This is a genomic window from Acidovorax sp. MR-S7 (assembly GCF_000400995.2).
Lineage (GTDB): Bacteria > Pseudomonadota > Gammaproteobacteria > Burkholderiales > Burkholderiaceae_C > MR-S7.
On record NZ_DF238893.1, the window covers coordinates 88,687 to 103,063 of the forward strand.

Annotated in this window: 7 protein-coding genes and 1 CRISPR repeat array; of the genes, 2 read left to right on the forward strand and 5 right to left on the reverse strand. The window is 60.8% G+C overall.

The features are described 5' to 3' along the window. Positions 1-145: 145 nt before the first annotated feature. The gene (locus AVS7_RS01525) at positions 146-919 is read left to right on the forward strand and encodes a ferredoxin--NADP reductase (protein ID WP_020226745.1); all 774 of its coding nucleotides are present in this window, start codon (positions 146-148) and stop codon (positions 917-919) included. A gap of 63 nt (positions 920-982) precedes the next feature. Here the strand turns inward: AVS7_RS01525 and AVS7_RS01530 are convergent, their stop codons facing one another. Further along, entirely contained in the window at positions 983-1,630 is a 648-nt protein-coding gene (locus AVS7_RS01530) for a glycine zipper 2TM domain-containing protein (protein ID WP_024000760.1), read from the reverse strand. A gap of 93 nt (positions 1,631-1,723) precedes the next feature. Then, positions 1,724-2,638 carry a YihY/virulence factor BrkB family protein gene (locus AVS7_RS01535; RefSeq protein WP_082176306.1) on the reverse strand — a complete coding sequence of 305 codons (915 nt, stop codon included), beginning with the start codon at positions 2,636-2,638 and terminating at the stop codon, positions 1,724-1,726. Between the two features lie 112 nt (positions 2,639-2,750). Here AVS7_RS01535 and AVS7_RS01540 point away from each other — a divergent pair, with 112 nt between their 5' ends. Then, positions 2,751-3,287, forward strand: a complete 537-nt coding sequence (locus AVS7_RS01540; protein WP_020226748.1) for a shikimate kinase — start codon at positions 2,751-2,753, stop codon at positions 3,285-3,287. Between the two features lie 107 nt (positions 3,288-3,394). Next, positions 3,395-9,895: direct repeats of the CRISPR family, unit length 36 nt; unit sequence GTTCCGGTCAGTGCGCATATCCCAGTGATCTAGAAT. Positions 9,896-9,965: 70 nt separating this feature from the next. Here the strand turns inward: AVS7_RS01540 and cas2 are convergent. The 3 genes from cas2 to cas9 are packed head-to-tail and all read right to left on the reverse strand — an operon-like array spanning position 9,966 to position 14,332. After that, entirely contained in the window at positions 9,966-10,292 is a 327-nt protein-coding gene (gene cas2, locus AVS7_RS01545; protein WP_020226749.1) for a CRISPR-associated endonuclease Cas2, read from the reverse strand. Positions 10,293-10,301: 9 nt separating this feature from the next. After that, positions 10,302-11,231 carry a type II CRISPR-associated endonuclease Cas1 gene (gene cas1 / locus AVS7_RS01550; RefSeq protein WP_020226750.1) on the reverse strand — a complete coding sequence of 310 codons (930 nt, stop codon included), beginning with the start codon at positions 11,229-11,231 and terminating at the stop codon, positions 10,302-10,304. A gap of 5 nt (positions 11,232-11,236) precedes the next feature. Further along, positions 11,237-14,332 carry a type II CRISPR RNA-guided endonuclease Cas9 gene (gene cas9, locus AVS7_RS01555; protein ID WP_024000777.1) on the reverse strand — a complete coding sequence of 1,032 codons (3,096 nt, stop codon included), beginning with the start codon at positions 14,330-14,332 and terminating at the stop codon, positions 11,237-11,239. Positions 14,333-14,377 lie beyond the last annotated feature (45 nt).

Consider the following 14,377-nt stretch of genomic DNA (forward strand, 5'->3'; position numbering starts at 1 on the left):
GTTTGCCCCACAATGCGCGGGTTTGCCCGCATGCCGGGCGGGCAGGCCGCACTTTTCGGCTTATGCCCAACACGAATAACAAAACGGTGAAACTAGCCGAATCGGCACAAGCCCTCTCCTTTTCACTCTTTCTTCCAGTCCATCCATGAGCGCATTCCTCGAAGAACGGGTTCTCTCGGTACACCACTGGACCGACCGCCTGTTCTCCTTCACCACCACGCGCGACCCCGCGCTGCGTTTCTCCAACGGCCACTTCACCATGATCGGCCTGAAGGTGGACGGCAAGCCGCTGCTGCGCGCCTATTCCATCGCCAGCCCGAACTGGGAAGAGCACCTGGAGTTCCTCTCGATCAAGGTGCCCGACGGCCCGCTGACGTCGCGCCTGCAGAACATCCAGGTGGGCGACACCATCGTCGTCGGCAAGAAGCCCACGGGCACGCTGCTCATCGACTACCTGCTGCCCGGCAAGAACCTGTACCTGATCGGCACCGGGACGGGCCTGGCGCCCTGGCTGTCGATCGTGCGCGACCCCGACACCTACGAGCGCTTCGAGAAGGTGATCGTCGTGCACGGCGTGCGGCAGGTGAACGAGCTGGCCTACCAGGAGCTGTTCGAGAAGGACCTGCCCAACCACGAGCTGCTCGGCGAGATCGTGCGGGACAAGCTCATCTACTACCCCACGGTGACGCGCGAGCCCTTCCGCAACCAGGGCCGCATCACCGACCTGATCGCCAGCGGCACCTTCCCCGCCAACATCGGCCTGCCGCCGCTGGACCCGCTCACCGACCGCGTGATGCTCTGCGGCAGCCCTGCGATGCTGGCCGACCTCAAGGTGATGCTGGAAAAGCGCGACTTCGAGGAAGGCAACACGAGCACGCCGGGCGACTTCGTCGTCGAGCGGGCTTTTGTAGAGAAGTAAAAAAGCAGCTATCAAATAGATAGCTGCCCACGCTTGCTGGTATTGGCCTGAAGCCAGAAAGCGTCAATAATTCCGGTCGGAGGCGTACACCGGCTGCGCGCCGGCCGCCGCGCGGTCGTCCACGCGGAAACCCTTGCCCTCCACGCGCACCGGCGTGCCCTCGGCCACGGGCTGTGCGCGGGTGAAGGTGCGCAGCGAGCCGTCGTCCATGCGCACGCGCATCTGGTAGACGGTCGTCGTGCGCGTACGCTGCTCCACCTGGTGGCCCACGTAGCCACCGCCCACCGCGCCCAGCACCGTCGCGGCCGTGCGGCCCGAGCCCTTGCCGATCTGGTTGCCGAGCACGCCGCCCAGCACCCCGCCGGCCACCGCGCCCACGCCCGTGGCGGGTGCGGCCTGCGCGACCGGCTGCACCGACTCGACGCGCCCGCAGCTCGCGCAGACCGGCGCCGGGGCCTGCGCCACCGGCAGCACGCGGTTTGCTCTTGAATCAGGAGCTGGCGGCGCTTGCCTGGCAAGCGCTGGGGGCGCTTTTTCCTCGATCACCTGGGGTGCTGCGGGCGCAGCCTGCGGCGCATCGCCCGGAAGCTTCTGCGCCAGCAGCGTGCCCCCCAGGGCCAGCACGCAGGCACCGAGCGCGCCCACGGCAATCCAGAGGTATTTGAGAGAGGCAGAGGAACCCGCGGCGGGAGAGGAAGCGGTGGTATGCATGGGTCGGTTCTGGTCGTGCGATAGCAAGCCTGCAGCCTATCCCGCCATGGCCGGCACAATGCCGCGCCGCCCGTAAAGAACGTAATGAGACGTTCAGGCCTGTGGTGCAGCCTTGGCCGTGCGCGATTCGTGCAGCGCCCGTGCGCAGCTCGCCGCGAACAGCAGCACCGCCGACGAGAAGTAGATCCACATCAGCAGCACCACCAGCGAGCCCGCCGCACCATAGGCCGACACGACCGCCGCCGTGGACAGGTACAGCGCCAGTGCCTGCTTGCCCACGGTGAACAGCACCGCGCCCACCACCGCGCCGAACACCAGGCAGCGCGTGGGCGGCCGGGGCCCGCCGCCGATGCGCATGAGCCCCACGAACAGCAGCACCGTCACCCCGAACGACACCGTCTCGTTCACCGCGCCCAGCAGCAGGCCCGAGCCGAACGGCAGCATCTCGCCGGCCCATTTCGCCACCATGTTGATGACGGTGGACAGCACCAGCGACGTCAGCAGCAGGAAGCCGATCACCAGCACGTAGGCCAGCCCGCGCAGCCGCAGCGTGGCCATGCGCCACCAGGCCTTGTCCTCGTGCACGGGTTTGCCGCCCGTCCACAGGCGCTCCAGGGCCGACTGCAGCTCCACGAACACCCCCGTGGCACCCGACATCAGCAGGACGAAGCCGGCGATGGAAGCCAGCCGCCCCTCGCCGGGCGCCTGCGCGCTCGCCAGCGCCAGCCGCACCACCTCGGCACCGCGCTCGCCCATCACGCTCTGCACCTGGCCGATCAGGTTGCTCTCCAGGTACGACTTGTCGATCCACCAGCCCAGCACGCCCACCAGCAGCAGCAGCAGCGGCGCCAGGCTCAGCATGCCGTAGAACGACATGGCCGCGCTCATGCGCAGGCCCTCCGCGTCGAGCCACATCTGCACCGCGCGCACGAAGGGCGTGACCAGCGGCATCACCGGGCGCAGCAGCCGCTGCGCGCGCTCCTGCAGGGAAGTCAAGAAAGAAGGCATGCCCGATTGTGACCACTGCCGCACGGGCGCCGTGTCGGCGCACGCCGCTAGCCGCGCCGCTGGCCGCGCGCCGCTACACTCGGCGCTCCCCCATCCCACAGGATTCCGAAGAATGCAAACGCGCTGCGCCCTGGTCGGCATGCCGGGCTCCGGCAAATCTACGGTGGGCCGCCAGCTCGCCCGCCGCCTGGGCCTGCCGTTCGTGGACCTGGACCAGCGGCTGGAGCAGCAGCTGGGCACGAGCATCCGCCAGTTCTTCGAGCAGCACGGAGAAGACGCCTTCCGCGACCGCGAGGCCGCCCTGCTGGCAGCGCTGGCGGCCGAGCCCGGCCCCATGGTGCTCTCCACCGGCGGCGGCGCCGTACTGCGCGAGGCCAACCGCGACGTCCTGCGCCAGGGCTTTCCCCACGTGCTCTACCTGCGCGCCTCGCCCGAGGAAATCTTCAAGCGCGTCAAGCACGACCGCAGCCGCCCCCTGCTGCAGGTGGACGACCCCATGGCCCGCCTGCGCGACCTCTACCGCACCCGCGACCCGCTGTACCGCCAGGCGGCGCACTACGTCATCGAGACCGGGCGGCCGACGGTGAACACGCTGGTGAACATGATCGTGATGCAGTTGGAGATGGCGGGAGAAAATACCCATTCATAATGATCACTATTCGTGCATTGGTGGATGCCATTAATATTTGAAATGAGATTGCTGTAAAAATATATTTAGCAAAATAAACACAATGGTAGCGGCTACCGGATGCACGCGTTCCAGCCAGTGCGCATATCCCAGTTATCTAGAATCTGCCGCCCGAGCACGGTGAACAGCCGGCTGTTCCGGTCAGTGCGCATATCCCAGTGATCTAGAATCTGGCCGGTCCAGTTGAGTACGCGGTTCATGTTCCGGTCAGTGCGCATATCCCAGTGATCTAGAATTGCGTCACCAGCTCGCCCATCAGGTCGATGCGTTCCGGTCAGTGCGCATATCCCAGTGATCTAGAATCTGGAGCGAGTGGCGCGCTGCGTTCGTGGAGTTCCGGTCAGTGCGCATATCCCAGTGATCTAGAATCGAGCAGCGCGCTCATTGCGCTGCGCCACGGTTCCGGTCAGTGCGCATATCCCAGTGATCTAGAATTTCGCGCCCCTGCTGGAGGCCGACATCCAGGTTCCGGTCAGTGCGCATATCCCAGTGATCTAGAATATATATCCTTAAGTCTTACGTTGGTGCCGGGTTCCGGTCAGTGCGCATATCCCAGTGATCTAGAATCCCGGCGATGCCACCACAGGCGGCGGCGTGTTCCGGTCAGTGCGCATATCCCAGTGATCTAGAATCGAGCAGCGCGCTCATTGCGCTGCGCCACGGTTCCGGTCAGTGCGCATATCCCAGTGATCTAGAATTCAATAGGGCCGACCCCGATGCCTGGGACAGTTCCGGTCAGTGCGCATATCCCAGTGATCTAGAATCATCGGCACCTGCGAATATCGCCCGCGCTTGTTCCGGTCAGTGCGCATATCCCAGTGATCTAGAATCCTCTCGCCGTTCACCGCTCAGGCGCGCAAGTTCCGGTCAGTGCGCATATCCCAGTGATCTAGAATCCGGTCCGTGATTTCCGGCTCGGGGAACACGTTCCGGTCAGTGCGCATATCCCAGTGATCTAGAATTCCGTGGTTCATGGCTTGACTGCTGCGTTAGTTCCGGTCAGTGCGCATATCCCAGTGATCTAGAATCGCAGACAGCGCAGCCCGCGCCGCGTTCTAGTTCCGGTCAGTGCGCATATCCCAGTGATCTAGAATCCGGCACGCTGCTGACTTCGTTGAGCCAGAGTTCCGGTCAGTGCGCATATCCCAGTGATCTAGAATGGACAGCGCCTGCAAGACGCGGATGGTCCGGTTCCGGTCAGTGCGCATATCCCAGTGATCTAGAATGCGCGGAGCCGTGGCGGACGGGACCATCCAGTTCCGGTCAGTGCGCATATCCCAGTGATCTAGAATTCCAGGAGTTGGCAGGCATCAGCCAGCCAAGTTCCGGTCAGTGCGCATATCCCAGTGATCTAGAATCGAGCAGAAAAACGCAAGTTCGCAACCTTGGTTCCGGTCAGTGCGCATATCCCAGTGATCTAGAATTTCCTCGGACAGGACCAGCGCGGTGGAAGTGTTCCGGTCAGTGCGCATATCCCAGTGATCTAGAATCCAAGCCCTAGCGGGGTGTCACCACTGCATGTTCCGGTCAGTGCGCATATCCCAGTGATCTAGAATTTTCCGCGCCGGATTCACCAAGCGCTATCTGTTCCGGTCAGTGCGCATATCCCAGTGATCTAGAATCGCGCGAACCACTAGGCTCGGTCTTTCTTGTTCCGGTCAGTGCGCATATCCCAGTGATCTAGAATTCAGGCGGTAAAGATGAGCCACGCTGCCCCGTTCCGGTCAGTGCGCATATCCCAGTGATCTAGAATTAGATAGGGGGTCTTCTTGTATGCGTTCGCGTTCCGGTCAGTGCGCATATCCCAGTGATCTAGAATTGCATCTGCGCATCCAAGGTGCTGCGCCAGGTTCCGGTCAGTGCGCATATCCCAGTGATCTAGAATGCCTGGCCGATGCGCTGCTCGCGTGCCAGGGTTCCGGTCAGTGCGCATATCCCAGTGATCTAGAATGCGTGTGCGGTCTGCTCGCTGTGTAGCCGCGTTCCGGTCAGTGCGCATATCCCAGTGATCTAGAATGCGGTCGCCGATGAGCTTCTTGTCTCCGCCGTTCCGGTCAGTGCGCATATCCCAGTGATCTAGAATCTGGCGTGCGGAGTTCAACGCCAAGCGCGGGTTCCGGTCAGTGCGCATATCCCAGTGATCTAGAATGCTTCTTGGCGGCGCCTGCTGGAACGTCAAGTTCCGGTCAGTGCGCATATCCCAGTGATCTAGAATCCTGACGCATTGACAACGCCGTAACCTCTGTTCCGGTCAGTGCGCATATCCCAGTGATCTAGAATTCGCGGTACGTCCTCAAGACGGGCCTGGCAGTTCCGGTCAGTGCGCATATCCCAGTGATCTAGAATACATCGCGCGCAACGGCATTGACGAAGTGCGTTCCGGTCAGTGCGCATATCCCAGTGATCTAGAATCGTGTTGTTCGACATGATCCCTTCGGCAGAGTTCCGGTCAGTGCGCATATCCCAGTGATCTAGAATCTGGCGGGGACGTAACCGTTTCAAGCTCGAGTTCCGGTCAGTGCGCATATCCCAGTGATCTAGAATGCGCAGCGGCCGCAAGCGCCATGGTCGCCGGTTCCGGTCAGTGCGCATATCCCAGTGATCTAGAATGGCAGTTGCCATGATGGCCGACGCCGACCGGTTCCGGTCAGTGCGCATATCCCAGTGATCTAGAATGTCCGGCGCGGCGTCATGCATCGCGTTCTCGTTCCGGTCAGTGCGCATATCCCAGTGATCTAGAATCACGGGCAATAGGCGGTCTTTCCTCGATAAGTTCCGGTCAGTGCGCATATCCCAGTGATCTAGAATCACCCTTCACTCGGTTGTCGCCTGCCTTCAGGTTCCGGTCAGTGCGCATATCCCAGTGATCTAGAATTGATGATCTTGAGCGCGTTGATGCCTTCGTGTTCCGGTCAGTGCGCATATCCCAGTGATCTAGAATAGCGCATGTTATCCAGGTCATGCGCAGCAAGTTCCGGTCAGTGCGCATATCCCAGTGATCTAGAATCATCCGTTGCTCCATAACCTTGGCTAGCAGGTTCCGGTCAGTGCGCATATCCCAGTGATCTAGAATGACTCTACACGCGGTATTCAAGAGCTGACTGTTCCGGTCAGTGCGCATATCCCAGTGATCTAGAATGTCCCAGGTCGTGAGGGCAATGTCCAGGCGGTTCCGGTCAGTGCGCATATCCCAGTGATCTAGAATGTCTTGATGAGTCCAACGGCGTACTCGGTAGTTCCGGTCAGTGCGCATATCCCAGTGATCTAGAATTGCAGCATCACTCACCAAGCCCGCACCACGGTTCCGGTCAGTGCGCATATCCCAGTGATCTAGAATATAGAGTTCAGAGCGGGAACGCGAGAGTTGGTTCCGGTCAGTGCGCATATCCCAGTGATCTAGAATGGCGTCGACCATCAGGCGAAGGGCGTCAAGGTTCCGGTCAGTGCGCATATCCCAGTGATCTAGAATCGAGGCGCGCTTCCTGCGCACGCCCGGCTCGTTCCGGTCAGTGCGCATATCCCAGTGATCTAGAATTGTCCAAAATGTGCTGAACGTCAGGCGGTGGTTCCGGTCAGTGCGCATATCCCAGTGATCTAGAATCATGGGCGCACGCGTCGGCATGGCGCCCTAGTTCCGGTCAGTGCGCATATCCCAGTGATCTAGAATCGGCCGCTACGTCGATGGCGGCCAGCGCCTGTTCCGGTCAGTGCGCATATCCCAGTGATCTAGAATCTGCTCGTCGTCCAGGGGCAGCAGCTCGACGTTCCGGTCAGTGCGCATATCCCAGTGATCTAGAATGCCCTGCGTGCGGTAGGTCATGGTGTAGCAGTTCCGGTCAGTGCGCATATCCCAGTGATCTAGAATCTGGCCGTCAAGGAATGCAGGAAGGATCAGGTTCCGGTCAGTGCGCATATCCCAGTGATCTAGAATAAGATGGACGAGCTGGCCGCGCTCAACGTAGTTCCGGTCAGTGCGCATATCCCAGTGATCTAGAATGGTGGCCGACAACGACGCCAGCAAGACCGGGTTCCGGTCAGTGCGCATATCCCAGTGATCTAGAATGCTGCTCTGGTGGGTATTAGCGCTCCACAAGTTCCGGTCAGTGCGCATATCCCAGTGATCTAGAATACGGCCTGGTATCGGTGCGCAAGTCGCGCGGTTCCGGTCAGTGCGCATATCCCAGTGATCTAGAATTCGCGAAGGCCGCATCGCTTACCTGCAAAGTTCCGGTCAGTGCGCATATCCCAGTGATCTAGAATTCACGCACGCGGCAGGGTATGGCGCATGCAGTTCCGGTCAGTGCGCATATCCCAGTGATCTAGAATAGCTTCACGCGACTGACTTTTAGTACTGTAGTTCCGGTCAGTGCGCATATCCCAGTGATCTAGAATGGGCCTTTGTGGGGCATAACGAGGGCGCCAGTTCCGGTCAGTGCGCATATCCCAGTGATCTAGAATGCTTGCGTCCCTGATAAATGCAAGGAGGGGGTTCCGGTCAGTGCGCATATCCCAGTGATCTAGAATCTCGCAAAGCCGACACCCTGCGGCACAAATAGTTCCGGTCAGTGCGCATATCCCAGTGATCTAGAATTCGGCCTTGGTGTCGTCGGCCGTCAGGATGGTTCCGGTCAGTGCGCATATCCCAGTGATCTAGAATAGCACCGAATCACACATAGACCGCCTTCGGGTTCCGGTCAGTGCGCATATCCCAGTGATCTAGAATGACAAACTCGCCTTCCAGATAGGCGGCAAGGTTCCGGTCAGTGCGCATATCCCAGTGATCTAGAATGTGCGCCACCATGAACACCAGGCTACCCAGTTCCGGTCAGTGCGCATATCCCAGTGATCTAGAATTTGGCCCAACTGAATGGGCAGATCACGCAAGTTCCGGTCAGTGCGCATATCCCAGTGATCTAGAATAAAACCACGGGTGAATCCCGACGCGGAAAAGTTCCGGTCAGTGCGCATATCCCAGTGATCTAGAATTGCATCAGTACACCTTGAAACGGTCGAGCAGTTCCGGTCAGTGCGCATATCCCAGTGATCTAGAATCGGCTGGCCCCACAACAGCAGGCCGACCGAGTTCCGGTCAGTGCGCATATCCCAGTGATCTAGAATCACGAAACCTATCGAGGCGGGAGCATCTGGGTTCCGGTCAGTGCGCATATCCCAGTGATCTAGAATTAAAAAGCGCGGCAATGATGGCGGCTTGCGGTTCCGGTCAGTGCGCATATCCCAGTGATCTAGAATGCGCCGCAATGGCCTCCACCAGCGCGCCTAGTTCCGGTCAGTGCGCATATCCCAGTGATCTAGAATTGTGGTGACGGACTTCACGCGGGCTGCGCGGTTCCGGTCAGTGCGCATATCCCAGTGATCTAGAATCCCCTTCGGAGACGAAGACGGCCGCGCCCAGTTCCGGTCAGTGCGCATATCCCAGTGATCTAGAATTGGCCGCAAGGGCGGCCCGCAACACGAGCAGTTCCGGTCAGTGCGCATATCCCAGTGATCTAGAATACAGGTGCGATCTAGCATTCATGCGGGTTTGTTCCGGTCAGTGCGCATATCCCAGTGATCTAGAATGAAGTTAATCTGCTGCTGAAGGCGGCGTGTGTTCCGGTCAGTGCGCATATCCCAGTGATCTAGAATCGAAACCGTAGTCGCAGGCCAGCGCTCCGAGTTCCGGTCAGTGCGCATATCCCAGTGATCTAGAATCCAGCCCGCCTACAACGGCAGCATGGCGCTGTTCCGGTCAGTGCGCATATCCCAGTGATCTAGAATAACGGCGCGCTGCCACTCGCGCGTCATCTCGTTCCGGTCAGTGCGCATATCCCAGTGATCTAGAATCCAGCTCGCGGTGCTGGCGCATTTCGTCGTGTTCCGGTCAGTGCGCATATCCCAGTGATCTAGAATTTCCGCGCCGGATTCGCCCAGCGCTATCTGTTCCGGTCAGTGCGCATATCCCAGTGATCTAGAATTCAAGCACATGCGTCTCGACCCCGCGCACTGTTCCGGTCAGTGCGCATATCCCAGTGATCTAGAATCCAGACGAACAGCGTTGCCTTCCTCACGGAGTTCCGGTCAGTGCGCATATCCCAGTGATCTAGAATGGAATGGCTCACCACCGGTCAGGACGATCAGTTCCGGTCAGTGCGCATATCCCAGTGATCTAGAATGATCTCTTCGACATCAACATCAGCACGGGAGTTCCGGTCAGTGCGCATATCCCAGTGATCTAGAATCAAGCCGTTCCGCAAGCGCTGCATGTCCTGGTTCCGGTCAGTGCGCATATCCCAGTGATCTAGAATCCATGCGCAGCGCGAGCACGTCGGGCAGCTGTTCCGGTCAGTGCGCATATCCCAGTGATCTAGAATACCGACAGCCGTCGCTCAGCGGACTCGCGGGTTCCGGTCAGTGCGCATATCCCAGTGATCTAGAATGCTGGGCTGGCACGAGAGCCGCGCCGTCCAGTTCCGGTCAGTGCGCATATCCCAGTGATCTAGAATCCCGGTTACGCGGCCCAGTGCGCGCACATTGTTCCGGTCAGTGCGCATATCCCAGTGATCTAGAATCTGATCGCGCTAACCACTTGATTCTTCAAGGGGTTTTGCGCTTCTGGAAGCCAGGAAACAGGCTGCATGCTCAGAAAAGGTCGAACTGGTCAGGTGCTTTTTGGCCAGGCTGACGACGCTGACCATGGAAGGTGATGGCGCGCTCGTACTGCTTGTCGGTGAATTGGAAGATATGGACTTTCCCCCCTGATGGCAAGGCCAGTTCCACGTTGCGGCACAGGGTGTCCACCTGGGTCTGGCTGGTGCAAAAGCGCATGTAGACGCTGAACTGGCTCATCTCGAAGCCCAGATCCAGCAGCGTGTTACGAAAGCCCGTGGCCGCGCGCCGTTCGGCCTTTTCCACCACGGGCAGGTCGAACATCACCACCATCCACATGAGCCTGTATCCGGAAAGCATTGAAGTTGATCAATCCGGCTCAAGGCTGCCCGCCAGCGCCAAGGGCAAGCCCGGCAAGGGTAGATCGAGCTTGGTGCGCTCGCCCAGATACACCTGCGCAAGCGACACCGCAAGCTTTTGCATGCACACCATCACGGGCGTCACACCAACACTGGTTTGCATGTCGTCATGCAGCACCCGCACAAGTGCACGTTTAGTCTCCGGAGTGACATGTAATTCTCCCTGCCCCAGCAGTTGCCAGACTTTCAAATCCACCACTGGCCGAAATGGCTCCATCAAGTCGTCAACGAGACGCATGGCGTTGGCATCATTGCTGTGGTGCAAGCCAATGCTGGGATGCAAGCCCGCGGACACTACGGCCCGCGCCGTGGCGGAACGAAGCACCGTGTAGCCATAGTTGAGCAGCGCATTCACTCCATCCCCATCCTGATCACGGCGGAAAGCACTGCCAAACAGCAGCCCCCAATAACGGCGTGCACCCTGTCCCTCGATATTGTCCGGATCGCCGCTCTTCACCTTGTTCACCAAGGCCAGCAGCGGTGCGGTGGGTGCAGCCGCAGCCTCCAATGCTGCGGCTTGCTGCTCCAGCTTGGACTTGACCACCGAGGCCCACAAACGTTTGTGCACCGGCAAACTGGCTGCGATCTGCGCTTCGATGCGCTTGGCCTGCACGTGGTGTCCATCGATGGAGAGCAGCATGCCGACTGCGTTGTGATTGGGGCCGCACAGCACGAAAGGGGCGCCACGTTCCGCCAGGGCTACGAGCAGGTTGTTGGTATAGGACAGCCCATGGGCATTGGCGATAACGGCGGCGATGTCGTCCAGCGGCACCTGGCCCAGTTCCTTGCGCTCGCCCTCGGTATCTCGTACGACCAGGAAGCCGCGATTGACGAAAAGATGCCGCCGGTCGTCCGCGATTTCGACAATGCGGCCGATCATGGAGATCAGCCTTTGAAACCGAGGTCGCGCACCTCGCCAATGGGAGAGATGGTGACGAAGCGCGCCTTGGTTTTTTGCAGGGAACCCGCGTACTTCGACGTGTAGGCAAAGGCATCCTGCTTGTCGCTGTTGCGGGCATCCACGTTGGCTTCATGGATAGGAGCCATGAAAATCTGCCCGTTGCTGCCACTGATCTTGACGATCCTCATCGTGCGCTCGATTCCATCGATCTCCAATCGCACACTATCGCCAATCACCAACCGCATCACCAGTTCGCGGCCGTTCTGTCCCACGCGGGGATGCCGCAATTGCCCCAATCCGCTTGTGCGAACGATGCCATAGGCCCGGAAGGTCGAAATCACCTCGCCCTCCCATTTGCCCTTGTCGTTCCTCGTGATCTCGATGCAGTAGTTGCTGCCCCCCACGTATCCCTTATAGGGCAACGGTTGCCCGTCCGGCCCTGCTCCGTGCCGCTGGGGCTGCGTGGCCTCATGGATACGTATCAGGTTGGTGATCTCGCGCCCCGGGCTGCCATCCGCCTTGCGCCGTTGCTTGATGGAGCCATCCTTGCCGATGCCATAGGACGTTTCTTCCATCATCGCGCCCTCGAACCCATGGTCGGGCCGGTGGCTCACCCAGATATGACGCACCGCCCGCTCGACATGGGCGCGATAAGTCGGCCACGGTCGCGGCATGTCGTCCACCAGCCGCGTGAGGCCATCCTCTCGGGCCTGGGCACTGGCGTTGGCAAAGCGCTGCATCAGCCCCTGGTCGGTCACACCAATCACGCAGGCATCCACGGCATGGTGCCGATGGTCGTTGCGGTTCTTCTCGCCATCCGGGCCCAGCACGCCGTTCAGGCCGAACTTCCCGCGCAGCCGCGCCGTCATCTGGCCTGGAATCACGCGCGTGCCGCTGCCGGGGCAGACCAGCCGCAGGTATTCGGCCGCCACGCGCGAGAGGTAGCGCGTGTCATTGAGCGCACGAGCCAGAAAGTCCTTGTCATCGCCCAGCCAGCGCTCGTAGCCATCGGGTGCGAAACGGTAGCGCTTGCGCAATGGCATGCGCTCAGCGCGCTGCAGGATGCCCTCGTAGCTCCAGCCCTGCGCCTCGAAATCGTCTCGCGCCGTCCAGGGCGTGCGGTTGCGCTTGATGCGATTGGCCTGGCGCATGGCGACGGTGCGGTTGTTCAGGCTGTCATCCAGCGTCTTCGAGAAGGGCAGGATGTGCTCGACCTCCACCTCGTCACTCAACAGCATGCGCGCGCTGATCTGCACGCCGCTGTAGGGGCAGCGCCGTTCCGCGACATCGAAGCTCAACTCCTCCCAGCAAATCCACTTCTGAATATCAGCCCCGCGTACCTGCTCTTCGCCGATGCCCAGCACTTCCGCGATGGATTTGCGTATGCGCGCATTGCGCCGCTGGTTCTCGGCTTGCTTACGCTGCGCCTCCACCTTTTGCTCGCGGGATTGCTTGAGGTCGCGCGCCAGCTCGATCACCACCTCGGTGGGGCGGCCATAACGGCGAATCAGCGCATTGACCACCGTGCGCACCTGGTTCAGTCCGATGTGCACCGTGGGGTTGGCGATCTTGCCGTAGCGTCTTTCATCCGGATCTTCCGGCTTGCCGCTGCCGAAGGCGACGTGCCGCTGCAGCGGCTTGCCGTAGTAGGGCAATTGCTTGAACACGGGGCGGATTTCGCCCGTGTCCGGATGCACCCAATCCTCCACCTCGCCCGCGTCGTATTCAAAGCCCAATTGGCTGTGGTGGTCGAACCCGGCCGCCTGCACGGCCTTGTCGTAGGTGACAACGCCGGCGCGCAGCGCGGGCACGATGCGCGCGAGCGCCTTGCGGCTCAAGCTGCCGTAGCCCTCGGGCAGGCTCGCATCGGCAATCGCCTGCGCGCGGGCCTCATCCACGCCGGTGTGTGCCTGCAGCCAGGCGATCAGCGCGCCCTCACCCTCCTCGGTGACCAATTGCCAGACGATCTCGTCCTGCAACGCTTCGCCAAACCCGCCCCATGCCGCACCGAACAGTTCCTTGCGCGCCAGCGCCGCACTCGTCGCGTTGCCTTTGAGTTCCGTCCGTTTGGCGTCTTCCAAATTGAACTGCACGCTGCCGGAGAGCTTGAGCAGCTTGCGGATCTGCTCGAACGTCAGCCTGGCCTTGGATTCCAGTGCGTTCGCCACGGCGTCGCGCTGCGCCAGCGTAAGCGCCACCTCACGCAGGTCCTCGCCCAGCAGGCGCAGGTGGTTCACTTCCTGGTAGATGCGAAAGCGCTGCGTGCTCGGCAGAGCGAGCGGAGCGCGCTCTTCCTCGGGCAGCAGCGTGCAGCGGCCGGGCTTGACGGGACGCAGGCGCCGCTGGTGCAACAGCGTGTCCTTCAGGTCGGCGCGGGCGACTTCGTGGAATAGCGCGGGATTGAACGCGGCCTGCGCAGCCCAGAGTGCATCGAACTCCTGCTCGATCATCGCGCGGTCGATGTAGAGGTCATAACTCTTGTCGATGCGCTTCTTGCCTTCGTCATTGGTGAAGGGCGTCTCGCGATAACGTGCCCGCACGCCCAGCCCTTGCTGCAAGCGGCTCCACAGATGGTCCCCCACCGTGCGGTGGCCGCCGGCCTCCATCTGTTGGCGCAGGTGGCTGATGGCCTTCTTCAGTGCTCCGCTGTCGTTGTCCTTCTTGTCCGTCTTGCGGTTGCTCTTGAACCCGCGCCGCTGATTGATGTGAAACAGCGCACGTGCAAATTCGCCAGGGGTGAGCGCCTCACGCAGGCCCTTGGCGCGCAGTGCATAGGGGTCGAGCCGCTCCAGCGCCTTGCGCTCATCCATGTCGCTCGGGAAAAAGCCATGCTTCACGAGCTTGTCCTGCATGCGCGCCTTGCGCTTGAGCAACCGGTCGCGGCGGCGGCGCATGGCGCGGGCGGCGCGGCGGGTCACGGCAAGCGAAGCGCCATCCTTGGGATTGCGGCCGTCGCTGAAGATGCGCACACCCGCCTTGATGATGGCAATCGGTTCAAGCGCTGCAGGCTCCAGACGGAGAACTGCCCACCCCAGCGAAGTAGACCCCAGATCAAGCGCCAGACGATAGATAGCAGGCATGCAGCAACTCCCTCCAAAGTATTTGCTATTTGTAACCCATCCGGA